25 protein-coding genes and 1 pseudogene are annotated in these 23,371 nt (G+C 67.5%); 9 read left to right on the top strand and 17 right to left on the bottom strand.

Features of this window, described 5'->3' with window-relative positions; all coding sequences use genetic code 11:
- Positions 1-115: 115 nt before the first annotated feature.
- The 5 genes from F624_RS0103235 to F624_RS0103215 all read right to left on the bottom strand — a co-directional run bounded on the left by F624_RS0103235 (position 116) and on the right by F624_RS0103215 (position 4,302).
- Entirely contained in the window at positions 116-763 is a 648-nt protein-coding gene (locus F624_RS0103235) for a cupredoxin domain-containing protein (protein WP_019572824.1), read from the bottom strand.
- A gap of 129 nt (positions 764-892) precedes the next feature.
- Positions 893-1,762, bottom strand: coding sequence for an excinuclease Cho (cho, locus tag F624_RS0103230; RefSeq protein WP_019572823.1), 870 nt, complete (start codon positions 1,760-1,762; stop codon positions 893-895).
- Positions 1,763-1,791: 29 nt separating this feature from the next.
- The gene (locus F624_RS0103225; RefSeq protein ID WP_019572822.1) at positions 1,792-3,153 is read right to left on the bottom strand and encodes a type II toxin-antitoxin system HipA family toxin; all 1,362 of its coding nucleotides are present in this window, start codon (positions 3,151-3,153) and stop codon (positions 1,792-1,794) included.
- Positions 3,150-3,413 (bottom strand): helix-turn-helix domain-containing protein, encoded by a 264-nt coding sequence (locus F624_RS0103220; protein ID WP_027475119.1) that lies wholly within the window; start codon positions 3,411-3,413, stop codon positions 3,150-3,152. Before F624_RS0103220 ends, F624_RS0103225 begins: the two co-directional genes overlap by 4 nt.
- Positions 3,414-3,504: 91 nt before the next feature.
- Positions 3,505-4,302, bottom strand: coding sequence for an IclR family transcriptional regulator (locus F624_RS0103215; RefSeq protein ID WP_019572820.1), 798 nt, complete (start codon positions 4,300-4,302; stop codon positions 3,505-3,507).
- Between the two features lie 126 nt (positions 4,303-4,428).
- Here F624_RS0103215 and F624_RS0103210 point away from each other — a divergent pair, with 126 nt between their 5' ends.
- The 8 genes from F624_RS0103210 to F624_RS0103175 all read left to right on the top strand — a co-directional run bounded on the left by F624_RS0103210 (position 4,429) and on the right by F624_RS0103175 (position 12,176).
- Entirely contained in the window at positions 4,429-5,424 is a 996-nt protein-coding gene (locus F624_RS0103210) for a tripartite tricarboxylate transporter substrate binding protein (RefSeq protein WP_051107281.1), read from the top strand.
- A gap of 46 nt (positions 5,425-5,470) precedes the next feature.
- Entirely contained in the window at positions 5,471-6,154 is a 684-nt protein-coding gene (locus F624_RS0103205) for an RraA family protein (RefSeq protein WP_019572818.1), read from the top strand.
- Entirely contained in the window at positions 6,154-7,086 is a 933-nt protein-coding gene (locus F624_RS0103200) for a hydroxyacid dehydrogenase (RefSeq protein ID WP_019572817.1), read from the top strand. Before F624_RS0103205 ends, F624_RS0103200 begins: the two co-directional genes overlap by 1 nt.
- A 15-nt stretch (positions 7,087-7,101) precedes the next feature.
- On the top strand, positions 7,102-8,175 hold the full coding sequence (locus F624_RS0103195; protein ID WP_019572816.1) for a cyclase family protein: 1,074 nt from the start codon (positions 7,102-7,104) through the stop codon (positions 8,173-8,175).
- An 80-nt stretch (positions 8,176-8,255) separates the two neighbouring features.
- Positions 8,256-9,257, top strand: a complete 1,002-nt coding sequence (locus F624_RS0103190; RefSeq protein WP_019572815.1) for a Bug family tripartite tricarboxylate transporter substrate binding protein — start codon at positions 8,256-8,258, stop codon at positions 9,255-9,257.
- A gap of 5 nt (positions 9,258-9,262) precedes the next feature.
- Positions 9,263-10,234 carry a Bug family tripartite tricarboxylate transporter substrate binding protein gene (locus F624_RS0103185; RefSeq protein WP_157443285.1) on the top strand — a complete coding sequence of 324 codons (972 nt, stop codon included), beginning with the start codon at positions 9,263-9,265 and terminating at the stop codon, positions 10,232-10,234.
- Positions 10,227-11,207: an amidohydrolase family protein gene (locus F624_RS0103180; protein ID WP_019572813.1), complete on the top strand. Its 981-nt coding sequence runs from the start codon at positions 10,227-10,229 to the stop codon at positions 11,205-11,207. Before F624_RS0103185 ends, F624_RS0103180 begins: the two co-directional genes overlap by 8 nt.
- 12 nt (positions 11,208-11,219) lie before the next feature.
- Positions 11,220-12,176 (top strand): SMP-30/gluconolactonase/LRE family protein, encoded by a 957-nt coding sequence (locus tag F624_RS0103175; RefSeq protein WP_019572812.1) that lies wholly within the window; start codon positions 11,220-11,222, stop codon positions 12,174-12,176.
- A gap of 46 nt (positions 12,177-12,222) precedes the next feature.
- On the opposite strand, the gene F624_RS0103170 is transcribed toward F624_RS0103175, so the two are convergent.
- Both F624_RS0103170 and F624_RS33905 read right to left on the bottom strand, forming a co-directional pair.
- Positions 12,223-13,422 carry a type II toxin-antitoxin system HipA family toxin gene (locus F624_RS0103170; RefSeq protein ID WP_019572811.1) on the bottom strand — a complete coding sequence of 400 codons (1,200 nt, stop codon included), beginning with the start codon at positions 13,420-13,422 and terminating at the stop codon, positions 12,223-12,225.
- A gap of 8 nt (positions 13,423-13,430) precedes the next feature.
- The gene (locus F624_RS33905) at positions 13,431-13,682 is read right to left on the bottom strand and encodes a helix-turn-helix transcriptional regulator (protein WP_019572810.1); all 252 of its coding nucleotides are present in this window, start codon (positions 13,680-13,682) and stop codon (positions 13,431-13,433) included.
- A gap of 352 nt (positions 13,683-14,034) precedes the next feature.
- Between F624_RS33905 and aroE the strand changes: the two are divergent.
- Positions 14,035-14,154, top strand: a pseudogene (aroE, locus tag F624_RS34655) (shikimate dehydrogenase); the annotation flags it as partial.
- A 23-nt stretch (positions 14,155-14,177) separates the two neighbouring features.
- On the opposite strand, the gene F624_RS0103155 reads toward aroE, so the two are convergent.
- From F624_RS0103155 to F624_RS0103110, 10 genes are all read right to left on the bottom strand, one after another.
- Positions 14,178-14,864 (bottom strand): aspartate/glutamate racemase family protein, encoded by a 687-nt coding sequence (locus tag F624_RS0103155; RefSeq protein ID WP_019572807.1) that lies wholly within the window; start codon positions 14,862-14,864, stop codon positions 14,178-14,180.
- 26 nt (positions 14,865-14,890) lie between these two features.
- Complete coding sequence (locus F624_RS0103150; protein WP_051107309.1) at positions 14,891-15,562, bottom strand: GntR family transcriptional regulator; 672 nt, start codon at positions 15,560-15,562, stop codon at positions 14,891-14,893.
- A 149-nt stretch (positions 15,563-15,711) separates the two neighbouring features.
- Positions 15,712-16,590, bottom strand: a complete 879-nt coding sequence (locus tag F624_RS0103145; RefSeq protein WP_019572805.1) for an ABC transporter permease — start codon at positions 16,588-16,590, stop codon at positions 15,712-15,714.
- 34 nt (positions 16,591-16,624) lie between these two features.
- Entirely contained in the window at positions 16,625-17,545 is a 921-nt protein-coding gene (locus F624_RS0103140; protein WP_019572804.1) for an ABC transporter permease, read from the bottom strand.
- A 4-nt stretch (positions 17,546-17,549) separates the two neighbouring features.
- Positions 17,550-18,851: an ABC transporter substrate-binding protein gene (locus F624_RS0103135; protein WP_019572803.1), complete on the bottom strand. Its 1,302-nt coding sequence runs from the start codon at positions 18,849-18,851 to the stop codon at positions 17,550-17,552.
- 81 nt (positions 18,852-18,932) lie between these two features.
- Positions 18,933-19,976: an ABC transporter ATP-binding protein gene (locus tag F624_RS0103130; RefSeq protein ID WP_019572802.1), complete on the bottom strand. Its 1,044-nt coding sequence runs from the start codon at positions 19,974-19,976 to the stop codon at positions 18,933-18,935.
- Positions 19,977-20,148: 172 nt separating this feature from the next.
- Positions 20,149-21,156 (bottom strand): UDP-glucose 4-epimerase GalE, encoded by a 1,008-nt coding sequence (gene galE, locus F624_RS0103125; protein WP_019572801.1) that lies wholly within the window; start codon positions 21,154-21,156, stop codon positions 20,149-20,151.
- A gap of 53 nt (positions 21,157-21,209) precedes the next feature.
- A complete protein-coding gene (locus tag F624_RS0103120) occupies positions 21,210-21,527 on the bottom strand; it encodes a hotdog family protein (RefSeq protein ID WP_051107280.1) in 318 nt (105 codons plus the stop codon).
- The gene (locus F624_RS0103115) at positions 21,527-22,345 is read right to left on the bottom strand and encodes an SDR family oxidoreductase (protein ID WP_019572799.1); all 819 of its coding nucleotides are present in this window, start codon (positions 22,343-22,345) and stop codon (positions 21,527-21,529) included. The genes F624_RS0103120 and F624_RS0103115 overlap by 1 nt, the downstream gene beginning before the upstream one ends.
- 7 nt (positions 22,346-22,352) lie before the next feature.
- Complete coding sequence (locus F624_RS0103110; protein ID WP_019572798.1) at positions 22,353-23,363, bottom strand: tripartite tricarboxylate transporter substrate binding protein; 1,011 nt, start codon at positions 23,361-23,363, stop codon at positions 22,353-22,355.
- Positions 23,364-23,371 lie beyond the last annotated feature (8 nt).

The raw sequence follows: 23,371 nt of genomic DNA, 5'->3' as shown, positions 1-23,371 counted from the left end.
ATCGTTGGCCTCTGCAGCCAGTACGGAGGGGCGCTCCCGAGTGGATGCATGACCCGGACCTGCGCTCGGGTATTGCACAGGCCCTGCAGGCTCCGCAGACCAAGCACCCGCGCCTTCAACGCCGCTTGGCCACCATGCTCAGCTGCCGCGTCAACTGCAGGGGCTGGGCACCGAGCACGACGGGCGACGGCGCGATCTCCGCCACCTCATCGGCCTGCCAGAGCTTCACCACGGCCGGCCCGGCGGGCAGCTCATCGAGCACGGCCACGCCATCGGCCCCGGTCACCGCTACCCAGGGGCTGTCGGCCACCACCACATAGCCACGCATGGAGGAGTGCAGAAAACAGCCCAGCAAGGTCACACCGGGTTTGTCGAACACCACCTCGCTGCTGGACAGGGGCTTGCTGTCCACCCAGCCGGCCAGGCGGAACTGAAAGCCCACCGCATCCAGCATCTGGGCCAAGCCCCCCAAGGTACCGCGCACATGGTGGTCCCAACGGTCCTGGTTGGTGAACACCACCCGGGTGCCGGGCTGGACCACGGTGACACGGGGCACGAACTTCATCTTGCTCTGGTTGATCGTGACCTGGCCCGGCGCCGGTGCTCGGGGCACGGCGCCCGAGGCGACTTGCACCTCGACCACCGCATCGGGCACCGGCTGGCCATCGCGGTCGGTCACTTTGATTTGCAAGGAGGCGGCACAGGCCAGAGCGGGCAGCGCGGCCACCACCAGGGCGGCCAGAGAAAAACGGAGCGGTTTCATGGGGCAAGGCTTCAGGGGTTGGAGGCACTTGGATGCGGCTCGGCCGCAGGCCGAGACAGGGCGTGTCAGCCCCCTGTACGCAGCGGGATGCCATCTGGATGCAGCCCGCCGCAAAAAAACTGAAAAATTTCAAAGCCCTGGCGACAGCGGCACGATCTCGGCCCCGCCCTGCATCAGCGGCCTCACCAGGATCTGGTAGCCGTCCGCATCAAAGCCCGCCGCCTGCCGGGTGAAGCGGGCCGCCTCGGCGGGTGTGGCGGCGCTGCCCAGGTAGCACCAGTTGTTCACCACATGCACCTGGCTGAAATCGCCCGTGCGCTCGACCAGGCCCACCGCGCCCGGGTAAGGCCAGCAGACCACCTGCACCTGGCGCAGGGCGCCCAGCAGGCGCTCGTCGTGGGCCGCGGGGGTTTCATCGCCCCGGCACACGCCGGCGCACTGCCTGAGCGCGGCCCTGAAGCAGGCCCGGCCCGGCGGCAACTTCTCCAGGCCCAGGTGGGCGTAGCAAAGCCGCTGCTCGTCGGCCACCTGGCGCAGGCGCTCGATGGCGGCGTGGCGGCTGGCAAACAAGCCGAACAGATCAGGCGCCTGGGCAAAGTCCACGTCTTTTGAATACACCAGTTGCAGCTGGCCACCCTGCCGCTGCCAGGCGCACAGCTGTCGGTTGCGGCGCAGCTTCTGGTTGAGCAAAGGGTGCAGGGTCTTGATCATCTGCGCCTCCAGCAACTGGGCTCCGATGTCGCCGGCCGTGCAGATGTGGCTGATGCGCCGGGTCTGGCGCAGCAGGCGGTCTTCGTCGGGGTTGCGCAGGTGCGAGAGCACGCGCTGGCGCAGGTTGACGCTTTTGCCGATGTACAGCGGCATGGCCGGGTCATCGCCATGGAACACATACACCCCGGGTGCTGCGGGCAGGTCGCCCAGCGCCGCCTTCAGGTGGGCGGGGTAGACGAACTCGGCCGTGGGGGCAAAGTCGGCGCGGCGGCGGCGGGGGAGGTGCATGGGTATGCCGTATTGTCAGGGGGCCGGGCCTAACGCTTGCGTCGCGGTGCCGCCAACAGCTCGGATCGGCCGATCGTCACACGGGCCGGCTCTGCTGGCGCAGGGGCGGAGAAGCCGGCCTCAGCGATGGCTGCATCCAGCCCCCGCCAGGCCACGCTCGCCTTCGGGTCACGCAGTGATGCCATGCCCTCATTCCAGGCGTGCACCATCTGCTTGGCCACGGGGCGCCATCGTGCTTCGTTCAATGATGCCTCGATCACTTCTTTGCCAACCTCTACGGCCGACTCGCACAGGCGCTCCACCATGGCGGCGTACTGCCTGGGGGATATGCCTAGGCGGGCCGTGAAAAAGCGCTGCAAAGCCTTGCCTGCAGCCCAGGTCTGACGACCATCGATGGACAGTCCTGGCGGGTTGTTCGCGTAGCGCGGATAGGCCTGCGTGGTCACGGTGTCATAGACCGGGGTGAAGCCCACATCACCGAGCCGGGTGTAGTACAGCGCGATATTTTTGGCATGGCAATCGGCGTTGCGCACCACGTAGTTGCTCAGCACATGCCAGCCGAACTGCTCAAGTTGTGCACGCACCTGGGCCGGAGGCAGGTAAGCCCTGGTGGCGTTGAGCACTTTCTCAAGGGTGGTGGCGTATTTTTCGTGCGGAGGCAGGCCGAGCAATCCGCAGGCATCCTCCAGACCATGCGTGGGCGTGCCATGTTCGTCCACGTCAAAGCGCTCGACCACCAGAACCCGGCCATCGTCAGACATGCGGGTGTGCGCCACCGGCACCACGTTCAAACGCTGCAGCACGCGCATGCTGTAGTGCTCGTTGAAGCCCAAATAGGGCGTGGCGTCGTCCGAGCCCTTGATGATGTGGCGGCTGGTCCGCAAGGTGGGCTTGCCCAAGGGGCCCAAGCCCTCGGCGGAGGGCTCGCCAATCGTCTCTTCCGGCGCCATGAATTTGGGCACCATGCCCGAGATCGACGCCCGGGCATAGCGCCGCACCAACGATGCAAAGTACTCAGGGGTGTTGTCCGCCTTCAACAGGCTGTCGATCTGCAGCGGTGCCAAGGCGAGACCGGGCGCTGCGCCTTCGGGCGTGACCGTGACCCGGCCGACGCCCATGCCCCCGACCACGGCCAGCAGCGACAGGTCGGTGCCGTCGAGCCAGGGCCCAAATTCCTCGCGGATGATGTTCAGCAGGTACCCCTCTGGCAGGTTCTGGCGGAAAAAGGGATGCAGGTCGCGTGGCCAGCGCCAGGGCGCTTCCCGAACCGGCATGGTCAAGCTCACGAAATCGGCCACATCGGTGCCAGGGTGGTAGTGCAGCAAGTACTCGTCGCGCTCTCGGTACAACTGGGCCACGGTTCTGCCGCTGACCTGTACATCCAGCCTCATGGCGAATCACCTTGGCGCTGCTCAAGCAGGATGTCCTCGACGGTGCGCTGGTGCCCGGGCCTGACCAGTCTCATGTCGTAGCCCGCAGCCTCCAGCAGACGCAGCAACGCCGAGACGCTCATATCGCCCTTGGAGAGGTTCTCCATCCGTGCCACGGTGGTGCGCGACACACCGGCCCGACGGGCCAGTTCATCCTGGCTCAGCCGCGCTTCACGGCGGGCACTTTTGAGCATTTCAGCAACATCAGAGAGGGTGGTCAATGTAGCCCCCAGGCATCAAAAATAGGCAATCATTGAGAAAATGTAGCCCAAGTGATGCAGTTTCTCAATTTTTCAAACTGAAGACCATCGCTCAGCCCGGAAACCACGCGCTCGATTTGACCGGCCCCGCAGCCGGCCCCGGTCGGCGGCTGCCGGCCAGCGCGTAGGAGAGCTGGTTGGCGGCCTGGATGATGGTCTGGGCCAGTTCCAGCAGGCGGGCCTCGCTGAGGCGCGAGGTGGGCCCCGAGATGCACACCGAGCCCAGCAGCTTCCAGTGCATGCCGAACACCGGGGCCGACACGCTGGACACCTCGGGCTCGCGCTCGCCCAGCGAGAGGTGGTAGCCGCGCTGGCGGATGGATTCATAGGGTTCACCGGCTTCACCCGAGAAGGCCAGGATGACCCGCCCCGGCGCGCCCAGGTCCAGCGGCAGGCCCAGGCCCACGCGAACGTGGTGGCGGATGGTGCGCGGCCCATCCACCCGGGCCAGGCAAGTGCGCAGGTTGCCCTCGCGCACATAGAACGAGGCGCTCTCGCCGGTCTGCACCGTCAGCTCGCGCAGCACCGGCTCGACCAGATCGTGCACATCAAAGGTGGCCTGGTAGCAGGCCCCCAGCCAACCCGCTGCCCGCCCCAGCCGCCAGGCACCGTCTTCGCGCTGCACCAGGTAGTGCTCGGCCGCCAGCGTGCGCGCCAGGCGCAAGGCCGTGGTCTTGTGCATGCCGGTGCGGCGGCTCAGTTCGGCCAGGCTGAGAAAGGCGTCTTCCATGCCGAAGGCCTCCAGCAGACGCAAGGCGCGGGTGACGGCCACCACGCCGCCGGCGGCCGCGGTGGCGGCTTCGGCAAGGCTGGCATCGGTTTCCGCAAGGGGTGTTTTGGGGTTTCGCATATCGGCACATGAACCACTGTGTGAAACGGCATTGTACTGATTGAAACGCTCTCCTACAGTCCGGTCCCAACAAGGGGCGCTGCATTTGGCAGCCCAACCCCGGTGGACCGCACACAAGGAGACAACATGACACTGATCCCCCATGGGCTGCGCCAAGTCGCGCGCCTGAGCCTGCTGCCCGTTCTCGCCCTGGGCCTGCTGGCAGGCCCGGCACAGGCCGACACCTACCCCGGCAAACCGATCCGCCTGGTGGTGCCCTTCCCGGCCGGGGGCGGCACCGACATCATTGCCCGCGCCATCGGCCAGCAGCTGACCGAAAGCCGGCAATGGACCGTGGTGGTGGACAACAAGCCGGGGGCTGGCGGCAACCTGGGTGTGGACGCGGTGGCCAAGGCCCCGGCCGACGGCTACACCGTGGTGCTGGGCCAGACCAGCAACCTGGCCATCAACCCCGCGCTGTACCCCAAGCTGCCTTACGACCCGGTGAAAGACCTGAAGCCCGTGGTGCTGGCCGCCACCGCACCGCTGGTCATCGTGGTGCCCAACAGCTCCAAGTACAAGACCCTGGCCGATGTGCTGGCCGCCGCCAAGCAAACCCCTGGCGCCCTGGTGTTCGGCACCCCGGGCAATGGCACGGTGGCCCACCTGGCCATGGAGCAACTGCAGAAGGCCGCCCACATCCGGCTGCAGCACGTGCCCTACAAGGGCTCGGCCCAGGCGCTGACCGATCTGATGGGCGGGCAGATGGATCTGTATGTGTCGTCCATCCCCACCGCCATCAGCCACCTCAAAGGCGGCCGCATGAAAGCGCTGGCCGTGACCTCGGACAAGCGCTCTTCACAACTGCCCCAGGTGCCCACGGTGGCCGAGTCGGGCGTGAAGGGCTTCGAGGCCAACACCTGGTTCGGCTTCATGGCCCCCGCAGCCACCCCGGCAGCGGTGCTGACGACCTTGAACACCGCCATCAACCAGGCCTTGCAGTCGCCCACCGTGCGCAGCCGCCTCATGGGCGAAGGCGGCGAGGTGCTGGGCGGCAGCCAGGCCGAGTTCGCCGCCCTGCTCAAGACCGATCTGCAGCGCTGGGGACGCATCGTGCACGAGGCCGATGCCCGCATCGACTGACGCCCTCTCTGACCGACATCCACCCATTCACCTTCAAGGAACCGCCATGAGCACACCCGACATCATCAAAGACTTCCCCCGCGTCAGCCCCGAGGACGTGGCCCAGGCCAGCCAATACCAGCCGGCCATCTTCTCCGACATCGCGGGCCGCCGCGGCGCCCTGCATGGCCGCATCCAGGCCCTGCGCCCGCGCATGAAAGTGGCCGGCCCGGCCTTCACGGTGGAAGTGCGCCCCGGCGACAACCTGATGATCCACGCCGCCCTGTCGCTGGCCAAGCCCGGTGATGTGCTGGTGGTGGACGGCAAGGGCGACCAGACCTCGGCCCTGATGGGCACCATCATGATGACCGCCGCGCGCCAGCTGGGCCTGGCCGGCGTGATCCTCGATGGCGCCGTGCGCGACAGCCTGGAAATCGACGAGATGGACTACCCGGTGTTCTCGGTGGGCACCAACCCCAACGGGCCGACCAAGAACAACGGCGGCCGCATCGGCCACCCCATCTCCTGCGGCGGCGTGACGGTGCGCCCGGGCGATCTGGTGATCGGCGACGCCGACGGCGTGGTGGTGGTGGAGCGCGTGCAACTGCCCGCCCTGCTGCCCCTGGCCGCCCACAAGGTGCAGGCCGAGGCCAAGCGCATCGCCGCCATCAAGACCGGCGACACGGCGGCCAAGTGGCTGACCGCCTCGCTGGTGACGGCCGGCGTGCTCAAGGAAGGCGAGGTGCTGTGATGAGCCGCCCCGTCATCCTCATCACCGCGGCCGACCTGGCCCCGGCGGCCCTGGCCCTGCTGACGGACTTCGACATCGTCTACGCGGGCAAGACCCCGCAGCCGGCCGACATCGAGGCGCTGGCCCGCCAGCACAACCCGGTGGGCATCATCGTGCGCTACAGCGGCGTGAACGCCGCCACCATGGACGCGGCCCCGGCCTTGAAGGTGATCTCCAAGCACGGCAGCGGCACCGACACCATCGACAAGGCCGCCGCCGCCGAGCGCGGCATTGCCGTGACCGCGGCCGTGGGCGCCAACGCCGCGGCCGTGGCCGAACAGGCCCTGGCCTTGATGCTGGCTGGTGCCAAGTCGATCGTGGCGCTGAACCAGCGCATGCACAGCGGCCACTGGGACAAGGCCACCCACAAGAGCCTGGAGCTGGGCGGTCGCACCGTGGGCCTGGTGGGCCTGGGCGCCATCGGCCGCCGCTTTGCCCGCATGTGCGACGCCATGGACATGCGCGTGATCGGCTTTGACCCCTTCGCCCGCGATCTGCCGGCCCACATCACCCCGGTCGACCTGGACACCCTGTGGGCCCAGGCCGATGTGATCTCGCTGCACTGCCCGCTGACGCCCGAGAACCGCCACCTGCTCAACGCCGACACCCTGGCGCGCTGCAAGCGCGGCGTGATCGTGGTGAACACCGCGCGTGGCGGCCTGATCGATGAAGCCGCCCTGCTGGCCGCCGTGCAATCGGGCCAGGTGGCCTCGGCCGGGCTGGACAGCTTTGCCGTGGAGCCCATGACGGCGCCGCACCCCTTCCACGGCCAGCCGGGCTTCACGCTGAGCCCGCACATCGGCGGCGTGACCAGCGACGCCTATGTGAACATGGGTGTGGCCGCTGCCCGCAACACCCTGGCCGTGCTGCAGGCCAGCACCCAGGCCGCCTGAGCCCGGAGGCCCGCCATGAACCCAAGCCCCCGACGATGGAAACAGGCCCCGCCCGGCAGCAGCTGGGGCGAATTCGGCCCCGATGACCAGCGTGGCCGCATGAACCTGGTGGACGCCCGCAAGGTGCTGCAGGGCGTGGCCGAGGTGCAGGTGGGCCGCACCTTCTGCCTGTCGCTGCCGCTGGACGTGCCCGGCGGCCAGAGCCTGAACCCGCGGCGCATGCCGCCGCGCCGCTACAGCGTGCTGCGCGACGGCAAAAGCCAGGGGCAACAGGGCTTTTGCTGGTCGTACCAGGCCGAAGACCCCGATCTGAGCGACGTGGTGAACGACGACGTGCTGCTGATGAGCCTGCAGTACAGCACCCAGTGGGACAGCCTGGCCCACGTGGGCAGCCGCTTCGACGCCGATGACGACGGGGTGGCCGAGGCCGTGTTCTACAACGGCTTTCGCGCCGGCACCGACATCCGCCCCGGAACCGAAGACCCGCAGGCCGTGGCCGACTGGGCCCGCTACCCGGCGCCCGAGGCCGCCGCCCTGGGCATCGAACGCCTGGCCGAGCATGGCGCGCAGGGCCGGGGCGTGCTGATCGACCTGGCCCACCACCTGGGCCGAGAGCGGCAGGCCGTGGGCTACGACCGCCTGATGCGCCTGCTGGAGGCCGACCGCATCGAGATCGACCCCGGCGACATGGTGTGCCTGCACACCGGCTTTGCCAACACCCTGCTGGCCATGAACCGCCAGCCCGACCTGGCCCGGCTGCACGCCACGGGCAGCGGACTGGACGGCCACGACACCCGGCTGCTGAACTGGATCACCGACAGCCGCCTGGCCTGCCTGCTGGCCGACAACCCCGCCGTGGAGCTGGTGGTGCCCAAGCTGATGAGCCCCAGCCCGCTGCGCCAGCCCAGGCTGCCCCTGCACGAGCACTGCCTGTTCAAGCACGGCATCCACCTGGGTGAGCTGTGGTATTTCACCGAACTCGCCACCTGGCTGCGCCAGCAAGGGCGGCATCACTTCCTGCTGACGGCGCCGCCCTTGCGCCTGCCGGGGGCGGTGGGCTCGCCGGCCACGCCGATCGCGACGGTTTAGCGGGGGTGTAGCGACGGTCCAACCACCGTGTAAACCCCCGCGCCCTTGAGCGCTCTATTCAAAACAATGAGACAAACACCATGCCACACAACACCTTCATACCCCGCCCCCTCGCTCGCCGCCCTTGGCTGGCCCTCGCAACCGCCCTGCTGGCCACTACCGGCTGCAACGCCTGGGCGCAAACGCCCTGGCCCGCCAAGCCCGTGAAGATCGTCGTGCCCTATGGCCCCGGCGGTGCGGTGGACGTGGTCACACGCAAGGTGGCCCAGAAGCTGACCGAGCAGACCGGCCAGAGCTTCTACATCGAGAACAAGGCTGGCGGCACCGGCACCATCGGCGCCACCCAGGTGGCCAAGGCCGAGGCCGACGGCTACACCCTGATGGCCAACGACACCACCTTCTCGTTGCTGCCCCACATCTTCAAGAAGCTGCCCTTCGACCCGGCGCAGGATCTGCAGCCGGTGAGCGCCTTTGTGTTTGCCCCCATGGCCCTGGCGGTGAACGCCAGCTCGCGCTTCGCCAGCCTGCAGGACCTGCTGGCCGCCGCACGCAAAGAGCCCAACCAGGTCACCTACGGCACCGGCGGCCCCGGCACCACGCCGCACTTTGCCAGCGAGGCGCTGGGCATTGCCGCCGGCGTGAACTTCATGCACGTGCCCTTCAAGGGGGCGGGTGAGGCCACCCAGGCCGTGCTGTCGAACACGGTGGACTTCCAGATCGCCTCGCCGGCCGGGGTGATGGGCAACGTCAAGGGCGGCAAGATGCGGGTGCTGGCCGTGAGCGGCGACAAGCGCCTGAGCGCCCTGCCCGACGCCCCCACCTTTGCCGAGGCCGGCGTGCGCTGGAGCGGCGTGGTCAACTGGACCGGCCTGTGGGCCCCCAAGGGCACGCCGGCCCCGGTGCTGCAGAAGCTGCAGGCCGAAATCGCCAAGGCCATGGCCAGCACCGATCTGCAGGCCTTTGCCGCCAACATGGGCGCCGAGCCACGCCAGATCGGTGGCGCTGACATGGCCAAGATGCTGAAAGACAGCACCGAATCGTGGGGCAAGGTGGTGGCCAACACCGCTTTTGAAAAGCAATGAAGCCCATGAAGAAGCTCCCCCTGCTTTGCATCGGCCTGCTGAGCACCACCTGGGCGCAGGCACAGCCCACGACCAACGCCCCCTGGCCCACCCAGCCGGTGCGCCTGCTGGTGGGCTTCACCGCAGGCGGGCCCACCGACATCGTGGCACGCGCCCTGGCCGAGCCCCTGGGCAAAAGCCTGGGCCAGCCCGTGATCGTGGACAACCGGCCCGGTGCCAACACCATCATCGCGGCCCAGGCTGTGGCCCAGGCCAAGGACGGCCATACCCTGTTGATGGCGGCCACCAACCACACCATGATCAGCGCGCTGTACAGCCGCCAGATCCAGTTCGACCCGGTCAAATCCTTCAAGGCCGTGTGCCGCATCGGGGCCTCGCCCACCGTGCTGGTGGTGGGGCCGCAAGCGGGCTTCAGCCGGCTGGCTGATTTTCTGGCCAAGGCCAAAAGCCAGCCCCGTGGCGTCACCTACGCCTCGCCAGGCCAGGGCAGCTCGGTGCACTTTGCAGGCGAAGACTTTGCCCAGCGCGCAGGCCTGCAGCTGACCCATGTGCCCTACAAGGGTGCGGCCCCGGCCATTGCCGACGTGATGGCCGGGCAGGTGATGGCCTCTTTCGCCTCGCTGGGATCGGTGCTGCCCTCGATCAAGTCGGGCAAGCTGCTGGCCTTGGCGGTGGCCAGCCCGCAGCGCGTGAGCGCCCTGCCCCAGGTGCCCACCTTCGAGGAATCGGGCATCAAGGGCTACCGGGCCGATGCCTGGTATGGCGTGCTGGCCCCGGCCCAGACGCCCGAGCCGGTGCTGCAGAAGCTGCAGACCGAGGTCAGCCGCTTTGTCACGTCGAGTGCCGGGGCCGACCGGCTGCAGCAACTGGGCATGGACCCGGTGCTGGCCTGCGGCGACGAGTTCGACCGCCAGATTGCGGCCGAGACCGCCCACTGGAGCCAACTGGCCCGCCAACTGAAGATCAACGATGAATGAGTTCACTGCCCCCCTGGCATCGCCCCACCGTCGTCACCTGCTGACCCTGGGCGCCGGCGCCCTGCTCGGTGCCTGCGCCCAGACACCGGCCCGCCCCGGTGCGCCGCGGCCTGAGCCCCTGAGCGTGCCCCATTCGGCCGGCCAGGTCACGCCAAGCTTCGAGGTGCCTGCCGGCGCCTGCGACTGCCACCACCACATCTACGACCGGCGCTACCCAGCCCACCCCAGTGCCACCCTGCTGCCGGCCGACGCCAGCCTGGCCGATTACCGATTGCTGCAGCGCCGCCTGGGCCTGCAGCGCCATGTGATCGTGCAGCCCTCCACCTACGGCACCGACAACCGCCTGCTGGCCGACACCCTGCGCGCGGCCGGCCCCCAGTCCCGGGGCGTGGCGGTACTCGGCAGCGATGTGAGCGAGGCCGAGCTGCAGGCCCTGCACGAGGCCGGCGTGCGCGGCGTGCGCTTCAACCTGAGCTTTCTGGTCGGCGTCAACGCCGACATGATGGTGCCTCTGTCAAAGCGCCTGGCCGAGCGCGGCTGGCACCTGCAGGTGAACGGCACGGCCGCGCTGCTGCAGGCGCACGAGGCGACTCTCAGCCAGCTGGCCTGCCCGCTGGTGATCGACCACATGGGCCAGCTGCCCCAGCCCGCAGGGCTGGATCACCCGGCCTGGCGCCTGTACCAGCGCTGGCTGGATGGGGGGCGCACCTGGTTCAAGCTGTCGGGCGCCTACCTGCCCAGCCGGCGCAGCGATTTTTCCGACGTGGGCGAGGTGGCGCGGGCGCTGCTGCGCCAGGCCCCCGAGCGCATGGTGTGGGGCAGCGACTGGCCGCACCCGACCAAGAAGGAAGGCGCCAAGCCCGACGACACCACCCTGTTCAACCTGCTGGCCACCTGGGCGCCCGACGCCGGCTTGCGACACAGAATACTGGTCGACAACCCCGCCGTGCTGTACGGCTTTCCCAGCGCCTGAGGACACCCCACCATGTTTTTGCTGAACCCACCCACGGTCCGCACCCTGGACACCTTCAGCGCCCTGCCCGGCCGGTACCGGCAGACGCGGCGCACCGTCTGGGGCGATGCCAACCAGGGCGGCCGCGCCAGCGACTCGTTTCTGGAGGGCCCCGTGTTCGATGCCCAGGGCAACCTGTATGTCACCGACATCCCCTTCGGCCGCGTGTTCCGCATCGACCCCAAAGGCGAGTGGGATCTGGTGGCCCAGTGGGAGGGCGAGCCCAACGGCATGAAGTTCATGAGCCCCACCGAGTTGCTGATCACCGACTACATGAATGGTCTGATGGTGCTCGACGTGACCCGAGGCAGCCTGCGCCCCCTGCTGGCGCGGCGCAACACCGAAAGCTTCAAGGGCGTGAATGACCTGTGCTTCGACAGCCGGGGCAACCTGTTCTTCACCGACCAGGGCCAGACCGGCCTGCACGACCCCAGCGGCCGGGTGTACCGCCTCTCGCCCGAAGGGCGGCTGGACCTGCTGCTGTCGAATGTGCCCAGCCCCAACGGGATCGTGCTCTCGCCCGACGAGCGCTTCCTGTTCGTGGCCGCCACCCGCGGCAACTGCGTGTGGCGCATGCCCCTGCTGGCCGACGGCTCGGTGGCCAAGGCGGGGCAGTTCTTCACCTCCTACGGCCCCAGCGGCCCCGACGGCCTGGCCATGGACGAGGCCGGCCGCCTGATCGTGGCCAACCCGGGCCTGGCCTATGTGTGGGTGCTCAACGGCCGGGCCGAGCCGGTCGAGGTGTTGCGCGGCCCCTCAGGCCACTCGCTGACCAATGTGGCCTACGGCGTGGCGGACCGCCGCACGCTGTTCGTCACTGATTCGACGGCGGGCGAGATCTTGTGGGCGCCGATGAGCGAGGCAGGGGTGGCGCTGGGGCAGGCCCAGCGCTTTCCGGAGGCCACCACAACGGCGGACAAGGCGCAGTAAGAGGATCGTCAATCCATGACGCAACTTGGACGCGGATGGTTGAGGTTCAACTCAAGAACGTCTTGGAGAAGGCATCGATCCCGAGCTGAATTGCTTGAGCCACATGAGGAATGGCCGCAGTGATCTCCTCTTGTTCGCGCAAGACCTGCTCTGCGGTCAATACCAGCGTCTGAATGCGCTCGACAGGGTCTAAAACGTCGCAGTCTTTTGCGAATTTGAGAAGGCCATCCCGGCTTGAAAAAAATGAGCGCTGGCCGCGCAGCTCAAGGGCCAAGGCGTCTTCGGCAATATAAGCCGTGGTGTTGACGATGTCATACGCCGGTGCGAGTTGGCAGTCGGCCGTGGTCGGGTCGGCGTACAGCAAGCCGAAATTCTTGAGATGCGCGTCGCCATTTCCGACGATGCAAGAGAGCGCGACCATGTCAAAGAGCGAATGCAGTGACGTGGCGACATGCTCAGGGGAGGCAAAACTTTCGATCAACCTGGCGACGAAGGTGTAGCTCCTGTCGTACTTTTCTCGGGCAGACAGGCCACCGAGGACAGCCATGTCCTCAAAGCCCATGGCTTCGCCTTGGGCGGTCCTGTCGAAACGCTTCATGACGAACAACTCACGGTTCTTGGACAGGTAGAACTCGGGAACGGACATACCCGCCTCGCGAGCCATCGTCATGCACAGGTATTCATTGGCAGCCAAACCGGGATACGCCTGCCGACCACTTTTGACGATCAGGTCTGGGGCATGGAAGGTCGCTCGGGTCTGTGCATCACCAGCCTCCAGGGCTTGAGGAACCAATACCTTGGGCTGGACGCCCGAGATGCCGGCTCGGGTGATGTACTTGTCGACAAGTTCGGCAAAGATGTTCTCTTTGCCGTCCCACTCCAGGATCTCAGTGAGGCTTTCCCCGCGCTGAATTTCAGGGCGCTTGAGCAGACCGCGCGTCATCTCCGTGGGGTCGACCTGAATGCGGCCAATCGGGGCTTGCGAGCCGCTGATGGCCAGCAGCGCCATGTCATCGAGTTGCAGCGTCTTGGCAAGGCGATTGCGCAACTCCTCCAGCATGAAGCCCTCGGGCAGGTTCATCTGGAACACGGGGTGCAATGCCTGGCTCTCGTACTGCCGGGATCGCACAGGCATGGTCAGACTCACGGCCGCCTCATCAGGCCTGGCCCGGCCATAGCCAAACAAGTACACGCGATCTTCGAGCGACAGCGTGCCACTCTCTCCCTGGGGCGTGCTGATACCCATGGATGGCTTCACTTGAAATCCCTCAGTTCTTCAAGGGTGGGTCTGCTGCGGGGTGCCAAGGTCAGTTCAGCCCCCAAAGCGCTTGCCAGCTTGTCGTAAGAGCCCACTGCCACGGATTCACGACCCGCCTCAATTCGGATCACCGTCAGTCGCGGGATACGCGCCAGTTCGCCTGCCCGTGCCTGAGTGAGCCCACGGTTCACCCGCATCGCCTTGAAGGTGGCGCCAAGTCTCTGAAGCTGGAAAGACGATGTCGTCATGTATTTTATGAGATACCAAAGTATAAATAGGTATCACAAAATATACACTCAACCCTGCGATTTCACAAACGCGGCGCACTGGGGGCTGAGTCGCCATGCGCAAGACCCGCTCCCCCTGAGCGCCCGCCCCTGCACACGACGGCTCAATTCCCTTTCACCACCCCCATGAACACGTCCGCGCACACACCCCGCAGCCACTGGTTGGCCGGGTCTTGGTGAAAGCGCGCGTGCCAGTGCTGCTTGACCGTGAAACCCGGGATGGCGATGGGGCAAGGCAGCACCTGCAGGCCACCGCTGTGGGCCAGGGTTTCGCCGATCTGGCGCGGCAGGGTGCCGATCAGGTCCGTGGTGCGATGGCGTGGGCATGCTGGCCGAACAGGCCGAGCAGGCCGCAGAAGCCTTTGCCTGGTGGCGCGGCGTGCGGCCGCAGACACGGGCCGTGATCGAGCAACTGACCGTGCCCCTGGTGTGAGCCGGCGCCTGCCCAGGCCGCCGTCAAGCTGCCGGTGCAAGCTCCATGTGCCCCAGCAACTGCCGCACGCCCGCCTGCACGCTGTCGATCAGGGGCAGGCCACTGCCCGGCTGCAACTGGGCGGCCATGCCGGCCAGGCCCGCGCCACCGATGATCAGCGCATCGGGGGCCCAGCGCGCCTGGGCCTCATGGCAGGCCTGGGCCAGCACGCGCAGAGCGCCATCCGGGTCGGCGGCCATCTCGGCGCCGCTGGGGGCCACGGTCCACACCCCGGCCAGTTGCGGCGCAAAGCCCAATTGCAGGGCCAGGCGTTGCAGCATGGGACCCCAGCGCTCGCCCCCGGTGACCACGGCAAAGCGGCCCAGGCGGGCCGCTTCGGTGAAGGCGGCCTCGGCCAGGCCGGTGGCGGGCACGGGGCTGCACTCCCTGAGCGCCCACAGGCCCGGGTCGCCAAAGCAGCCGATCAGCACGCCGTCGGGGGGCGTGACGGCCCGCTCTTGCTCGGCCCCCCAGGCATCGAGCACCGCATGGCCGGCCACCTGGTAGCTGACCTCGTCGGCAATGTAAGGAGCGCCGAAGCGCGCGGTCACGGTGTGTGCCACGACCGGCGACGCAAGGTCAGCCAGCGCGTGGGCGATGTGTTGCTGCAACAGCGCACTGACCGATTCAGAGGTGTTGGGGTTGATGACCAGAAGGCGCTTTGTAGGCATCGTGGGCTTCACCGGCTTGATGGACCTCACCCGGCGCTGCCCAGCAGGGCCACCAGATCGGGCGCAGCGGCTTCCGCCGGGCCGAAGTGCAGCTGCGTCTCCAGCCGGGCCAGGTGGTCGCGCATGCGGCGGGCCGCCTCGACCGGGTCGCGCAGGCGGATGGCGTCGATCAGGGCTCGGTGCTCGCGGCAGCCGCAGGCCGTGGCCTCTTCACGCTCGGCGGCGTGGTGGGCGCTGTAGGTCATGAGGATCAGCGAGGTGCGCGACACCAGCTCGCGCAGGATGCGGCCCAGGGTCTGGTGGCCCGAGCCTTCGGCAATGCGCAGATGAAAGTCGCCCGACAGGCGGATGGCGCGGCGCATGTCACCCTGGGCGCGCGCGGCTTCTTCCTGCTCGATGCTGTCGCGCAGCTGCTGCACCTCGCCCACGCTGGCGCGCTGGATGAACAGCTCCACCAGCATGGGCTCGATCAGCCGGCGCGCCCCGAACACCTCGCGCGCCTCCTGCTCGGTGGGCTGGGCGATGGTGGCGCCGCGGTTGGGGGTGAGCGTGACGATCTGTTCATTGGCCAGGCGCACCAGCACCGGCCGGATGCGCGTGCGCGAGACGCCGAAGGCGGTGGCCAGCTTGTCTTCGACCAGCTTGGTGCCAGGTGGCAGGTGGTGGTCCAGCACCGCCGACACGATGCGGTCGTACATCTCGCTGTCGCTCAGGGGGAGCACGGGGCTTGGAACAGGGCCAGAAGCAGAAGCAGAAGCAGAAGCAGAAGCAGAAGCAGAAGCAGAAGCAGAGGCAGAGGCAGGGGCAGACACGGGGCTTGTCATGGCGAGATCATCGGTTCGGGTCATCAGACCTCCTTGCGGCGGCGCCGCTTCATCCAGGCTGCGGCGGCCACGGCCAGGCCCATCACGGCAAACGACACCACGGTGGTGACGGTGCCCAGGGCGTAGATGGCCGGGGTGGTGACGGTGGCGGTCAGGCCCTGCAGCTCCAGCGGCAGGGTGTTCACATCGCCAATGGCCTGCGAGGTGCGGGCGATTTCGTCCCAGCTCAGCGTGAAGCCGAACATGCCCACGCCCACCACCGAGGGGCCGATCAGGGGCAGCACCACATGGCGGAAGGTCTGCCACGGGGTGGCGCCCAGGTCACGGGCGGCCTCTTCGTAAGCCGGGTTGAAGCGGTTGAACACCGCAAACATGATCAGCAGGCCAAAGGGCAGTGTCCAGGTGAGGTGGGCGCCCAGCGCAGAGGTCATGAGGCCCAGCGAGCTGCCGTAGCCCTCGAGCAGCGCATCGGCACCGCACCAGGCCAGCAAGGCCTTGAGGCCGTCGTCCAACAGGCGAAACTGCAGCCCGATGCCCAGCGACACCACGATGGAGGGCATGATCAGGCTGGCCACGGTGACAAAAAACAGCACCTGCCCACCGCGCAGCCGCTTGCGAAAGGCCAGGCCGGCCAACACCGACAGCAGCACGGTCAAGGCCATCACCATCGCCCCCAGCCCGAGCGAGCGCATGAAGGCCGCGCCGATGTCGACCGTGCCCAGGCCCTGGGCCAGCTGCGCAAACCAGTGCAGCGAGACCCCGCGCAGCGGAAAGGTCAGGCCGCCTTCGGGGCCCTGGAAGCTCAACACCACGATGGTGAGCATGGGCCCATACAAAAAGGCCACAAACAGGGCAAACACCAGCGCCAGCGGCCAGAAGCCGGGGGCACGTCGTCGGATCATGGACCGGGTCATGGAACGGGACATGGGGGACCTCTCACAGCTCGCGGCGGATGTCGACCAGGCGCGTCAGGCCCCAGATGATCATCAACACCACCGCCAGCAAAATCACGGCATTGGCCGCCGCCAGGGGAAACTGAAGGTACGAGGTCTGGACCTGGATGATCTTGCCCACCGAGGCGATCTGCTGCCCGCCCATCACGCCGATGGTGACAAAGTCGCCCATGACGATGGTGATCACAAAGATCGAGCCGATCAACACCCCGGTGCGCGACAAGGGCACGATCACGTGCCACAGCGTCTGCCAGGCCGAGGCGCCGGCATCGCTGGCGGCCTCCAGCAGGCTGCGGTCGATGCGCATCATGCTGTTGAAGATGGGCACGATCATGAACAGCGTGTACAGGTGCACAAAAGCCAGCACCACCGAAAAATCCGAGTACAGCAGCCAGTCCAACGGGCCCTGGGTCAGCCCCAGGCCCTGCAGGGTCTGGTTGACCAGGCCGTTGCGGCCCAGCAGCGGCACCCAGGAGATCATGCGGATCACGTTCGAGGTCCAGAACGGCACGGTGCACAGAACGAACAGGCCGGTCTGCACGCCTGCCGAAGGCACGTGGAAGGCCAGAAAATACGCCACCGCAAAACCCAGCAGCAAGGTGATGCCCCAGACCAGCACGCAGAACTTGAGCGTGGAGAGGTAGGTGCTCAGGGTGACGCACAGGTCGCCCTGGTCGGTGCGCTGGCTGCAGCCCTCGAAGATGGCCGCGTAGTTGTGCAGCGTGAAGCCGGGGATCAGCTCGTACTCGTTGAAGTGCCAGAAGCTGACCATCAACACCAGCAGCAGCGGCAGCACAAAGAACAGCGCGAACACCGCGCTGAAAGGGGCCGCCTGCCACCAGGCAGGCAGCCCGCGCGCCACGGCGCCGGCCGGCGCCTGGGTGGGGGCTACAACCGTGCTCATCGGGTCAGGCCGCGACAAACTCGTTCCACTTGCGAACCATGTACTCGTTCTCGTCCATGACCGCGTTCCAGCAGGCGATGCCGCCCATGCGCTGCTCGTAGCTGCCGCCATCGCGCACGCTGCCCGCCTTGGCGATCACCTCGCCATGGGGGTTCTTGATGTCCTGGGCGGCGGCCTTGCCTTCCATCCAGTAGGCCCACTCGTAGGCTTCCATCTTGGCCTTGGCGGTCTCGAGCACCGCGCTGTAGTAGCCCTGGCGGTTCAGGTAGGCACCAGCCCAGCCGTCGAGGAACCAGTTGATGAACTCATAGGCGGCATCGAGCTTGGCGCCCGACAGCGTGGCCGGCAGGCCAAAGCCCGAGGCCCAGGCGCGGTAGCCCTCCTTGAGCGGCTGGAACACGCAGTCGATGCCCTTGCCGCGCACGGCCGTCACGGCGGGCGACCACATCGACTGGATCACCACCTCGCCCGAGGCCATCAGGTTGACCGACTCGTTGAAATCCTTCCACAAGGCGCGGAACTGGCCGGCCTTCTTGGCCTCGATCAGGGTCTTGATCGTGAGGTCGATCTCGGCCTTGGTCATGTTGCCCTTGTCGGCGTACTTGTGGATGCCCTTGGCCTCGACCACCATGGCCGCGTCCATGATGCCGATGGAGGGGATGTTGAGGATGGCCGCCTTGCCCTTGAACTCGGGGTTCAGCAGCTCGGCCCACGAGCTGATCGGGCGCTTGATCAGGTCGGGGCGAATGCCCAGCGTGTCGGCGTTGTAGGTGGTGGGGATCAGCGACATCCACTCGGTGGGCGCCTTGGCAAACACCTTGCTCTTTTCGCCTTCCAGAAAGATCACCTTCTTGGGCGCGGTGCCCTGGTCACCCACCAGCTTGCCGGCCACAGTGCCGGTGGTAAACAGCGAGGTGATCTTGTCGGCGTTCTTCACACGCTTGGTGCTGATGCCCTTGAGGTTGCCGGTGGGCACGATCTTCTTGAGCGAGAAGTACTCGGTGTCGATCAGATCGAAGCTGTTGGGCGCGGTGACGGCGCGCTTGGTCACATCGTCGGTGGTCACGGCCACGTACTGCAGGGTGATGCCTGTGTCGGCCTTGAACTTCTCTGCAATCGCCTTGTCCTGGTTGACCGCCGTGCCCAGGTAGCGCAGCACAGGCTTGTCCTGGGCATGCACGGCCGGGAACACGCCCGCGGCCAGGATGCCCGCCGTGCCCTTGAGCAGGGATCGGCGTTGCACAGCGGTCTCGGACAGATCGGTCTTGGGCACATCTGCCTTGGGGGAGAACTGGGAATCAGACATGGTCAAAGCTCCAGAAGTTGAGTGGAAACAAGTGAAAGAAAACGGCTAACGCGGGGACGACAGAAATCGCATGGGCCAGGCTCAGGCCGCCAGGGCATGGGCCTGCTGGGGCTGCCACCACAGGCTCACGGCCTGGCCCAGCTGCACGGGGTGCTCGGCAAAGCGGGCCTCGGGCACCATCACGGTGACACCGGTGGCGCCCTGCTGATCGACCGCCTCCACCCCGAGCAGCACATGGGTGCCCTGGTATTCGACGTCGGTCACCGTGCCCCCCAGGCTGGGGCAGGCCTCGGCCGGGGTGCCCAGTTGCAGGTGGTCGTTGCGCACCGCCATCAAGCCCTGCTGCAGGCGCAGCACGTTGTGCCCGCCCATGAAGCGCGCCACAAACTCGTTGACCGGGCGGTTGTAGATCTGGTGCGGGGAGCCCACTTGCTCAATCACGCCATGGTTCATCACCACCATGGTGTCGGCCAGGGCCATGGCCTCTTCCTGCGAGTGGGTGACGTGGATGAAGGTCAAGCCCAGCTCCTGCTGCCAACGGCGCAGCTCGGCCCGCATCTGGATGCGCAAAAAGGGGTCGAGCGCAGAAAGCGGCTCGTCGAGCAACAAGACCTTGGGGTGGTTCATCAGCGCCCGCGCCAGCGCCACGCGCTGCTGCTGGCCGCCCGACAGCTCGCCCGGCAGACGCTGCGCCAGGTGGCCCATGGCCACGCGCTCCAGCAGGGCCTGGGCCTGCCGCTGCCGCTCGGCCCGGGCCACGCCCTTCATCTTCAGGCTGAAGGCCACGTTGTCGAGCGCTGTCAGGTGCGGAAACAGCGCAAAGCTCTGGAACATCATGGCCGTGCCCCGCGCCGCTGCCGGCAGATCGGTGATGTTGCGCGAGCCCATCAGGATGTCGCCGCTGCTGACCGACTCGTGGCCCGCAATCATGCGCAAGGTGGTGCTCTTGCCACAGCCCGAAGGGCCCAGCAGACAACAGTAGCTGCCCTCGGCAATGCGCAGATCGATGGAATTCACCGCCACACTGCCGCCGTCATAGCGCTTGCTCAGCGCAATCAGTTCAATGCCGGCAGCCCGCGAGGCCACCGGGCCGGAAGAGGTCTTTGATGCGTCCATGCCCCACATGGAGCACAGTCCGTGCCAGCTTTGTACACAATCTTTTTTTGAGATTGCACACAATTTTCACCAGAAGCGTGCGCAGAGGTCAGGCTGCCGGGGCGGGCCGCGCTGCAGGTTGGTGCTGGGTGCACCTGGGGAAGGCGTGGTCTATGACAGGAACAACCACTTTGGCCGGTCCTCAGGCCCTCCCCTGCCACCGCCAGGCATCCCGGCACATCTCTGCCAGCCCCAGTTCTGCCTGCCACCCAAGGTGCTGGCGCGCTGCCGACACATCGGCCACCCAACAGGCCGCGTCGCCCTCGCGGCGTGGCGCCCACTGGTGCGGCACACGGTAGCCGGTGTGCTGCTCGAAGGCCTGCAGCAGTTGCAGCACCGAGATGCCCTGGCCGCGCCCCAGGTTGAGCACGCGGTGGCGGGCATCTGGCGGCGCCGCCGCCTGCAGCAGCTGTTGCAGGGCGAGCAGGTGGCCCCGGGCCAGGTCCATCACGTGGATGTAGTCGCGCACGCCGGTGCCGTCGGGTGTGGGGTAGTCGTTGCCGAAGATGCTCAAGGGCGGGCGCTGGCCGGCGGTGGCCTGGGCCATCACGGTCAGCAGGTTCAGCGTCTGGCCGCGGGGTGCTTCGCCCAGGGCCCCGCTCGGGTGGGCGCCAACCGGGTTGAAGCAGCGCAAGCTGAGCACACGCCAATCGGGGTGGCTGGCCGCCACGTCGTGCAGGATCTGCTCGACCATCACCTTGCTGCGGGCCTCGGGGTTGAGCGGGACCAGGGGCGCGGACTCGGGCAGGCACTGCAGGGTGGGGTTGCCGTACACGGTGGACGACGACGAAAACACCAGCCGCCGCACCCCGGCGCGCTCCATGGCGCGGATCAGGGTGACGGTGCCGCTCACGTTGTTGTCGTGGTAGAGCGCAGGCTGCGCCAGGCCCTCACCCACGGCCTTGAGGCTGGCCCCGTGCAGCACGGCCTGAATGGGGTAGCGGGCAAACAAGCTGTCGAGCAGGGCCGCATCGCGCACATCGCCCTGCACAAATAAAGGGGCCTGGCCCGTGATGCGGGCCAGGCCTTGCAGAGTGGATTCGGGGCTGTTGGCCAGGTTGTCGAGCAGCACACAGGGCAGGCCGGCCTCGGCCAGGGCCACCGCGGTGTGGCTGCTGATGAAGCCGGTGCCACCGGTCAGAAGAATCATGGTTGTGAGGGGTTGGCCGCGGGGCCTCTATTGTGGCCAAAGCCAGCCGCCCCTCAGCGTTGCACCGCCCCACCCCGTTGATACCGAAACGTCCCCATGGCCCGGGCCACCGTGCGCTGAGCACTGTCCAGCAGCTGGGCCTCGCAAAAGCACACCGAACGGCCCCCGCCCGTGACCTGAGCCCGGGTCTGCAGCGGCCCCTCCAATGCGGTGCTGAAGACCAGACTCAGGTCGGTCGCGGCCAGCGCCCGGGTCTCGTCATCGAGGCGGGTGCGGGCGGCCTGGCGCAAGGCCTGGTGCAGCAGGCGGCATTGCTGCTGCTCGGCGTCGGCCCTTTCTTCATCGCTTTCTTCACCCCTGTCTTCATGCATCAACGGGGCCCCCGCGCCGTGGCCTCGGCGGCGGCCGAGAAATCGCGCGGGCCGCTCAGCGACAGGCCCCCATCGACCGGGATGATGGCGCCGGTGATGAAGCTGCCCCAGTCGCTGGCCAGCCATTGGGCCATGCGAGCGATGTCGCTCACCTGGCCCAGGCGACGCAGGGGCACACGCTGGGCCATCTGGGCCAGGGTGTCGGCAGTGGGGGCCAGGCGCTTGAGGCCCTCGGTGTCGGCGATCGGGCCGGGCACGATGGAGTTGACGCGGATGCCCTGCGGCCCCCACTCCATGGCCAGCACCTGGGTCAGCATGTCGACCCCGGCCTTGGCGGCGCAGACATGGGCCTGGTAGGGGGTGGGTGTGAAGGCCTGACTGGCCGAGATCTGGATCACGCAGGCGCCAGGCTGGCGCAAGTGCTCGTGGGCCAGGCGCGCCACATGAAAGCTGCCCATCAGGTCGATGTCGACCACGGTCTTGAAGGCATTGGGCGACATGTCGAGCACCCGCGCCAGAAAATTGCCGGCCGCCCCCGACACCAGCACGTCGATGGGGCCAAAACGCCCGGCGGCCGCCGCCAGGGCCGCGGCCACGGCCTCGGGCTGGCGCACGTCAGCGGCCTGCCCAAAAGCCTCGGCACCGGCGGCCTGCAGGGTGGCCACGGCGGCATCCACCTTGTCGGCCGAGCGGCTGATCAGGCTGATGCGGGCGCCCGCCTCGGCAAAGGCCTGCGCAATGCCGAAGTTGATGCCAGACGAGCCACCGGCCACAAACACGTGCCGGCCCTGAAAGTCGAAGGGGTTGTTGTTGCTCATGGGTTCCTCAATCCAGTTTGAAGCCGATCTCGGCCAGCATTTTCTGATCGCGCTCGAACTGGGCGCGGGCGTAATCGGCGTACTCCAGGGGGCTGGTGAGCTGGGGCAGCATGTCGAAGGCATCGAGCTGCTTCAGGTAGGCCGGGTCGCTGGCGGCCTTGCGAAAGGCCTCGTGCAGGCGCTGCAGCACCTCGGGCGGCAGGCGCTTGGGGGCCACCAGGCCCACCGGCGAGTCGATGGCCACCGGGTAGCCCAGCTCTTTGAGGGTGGGCACGTCGGGGTAGCTTTTGTGGCGCTGCTCCAGAAACACCGCCAGCAGGCGCGCGCGCCCGCCCTGCACCTGGGGGCCGAAGCCTGGGTCGGCATACACATCGAGGTGGCGACCGATCAGGGCCTGAAAGGCCTCGGCCCCACCCTTGAACGACACCATGTTGAACGACGCGCCCGCGCCCCGCGCCATGCGCTCGGCCGTGATGCGGTTGATGCTGATGGCGCCCACATTGCCCCAACTGATGGCGCCGGGGCGGGCCTTGGCGTCGGCCATCAACTCGTTGAAGCTCTTCCAGGGCGCATCGCGCGCCACACACACCCCGGTGACCAGCCCGAAGAAACCGCCCAGGTAAGTGAAATCCTTGATTGGGTCCCAGTTCACCCGCTGCACCAGCGGGGCGCGGATGACCGAGTTGTGCATCACCGCCAGGGTGTAGCCGTCGCCCTCGGCAATTCGGGCCAGGTTGGCCGTGCCCGCCACGCCGCCCGCGCCGGGCTGGTGCATCAGCACCACCGGCTGCCCCAGCTCGCGCGAGGCCGCCTCGGCCAGGGACCGGAACACCGGGTCGAACGAGCCCCCGGGCGGAAACGGCAGCACGAGCTGGATGGGCTTGCTCGGAAAGCGCTCCGCGGCCCGGGCCGGCACACCCTGGCCGGCCAGGCCGGCAAGGCCGAGCGCCGACAGGCCGGCCAGGCATTGGCGCCGGTTGGGTCGATGCCGATTTGAAGGAGGAAGCTTGGGGTTCATGGGTGTCT

Source organism: Curvibacter lanceolatus ATCC 14669 (genome assembly GCF_000381265.1).
GTDB classification, from domain to species: domain Bacteria; phylum Pseudomonadota; class Gammaproteobacteria; order Burkholderiales; family Burkholderiaceae_C; genus Curvibacter; species Curvibacter lanceolatus.
Note: the sequence above shows the minus strand (reverse complement) of the source record. Positions and strands in the feature narration are given on the sequence as shown.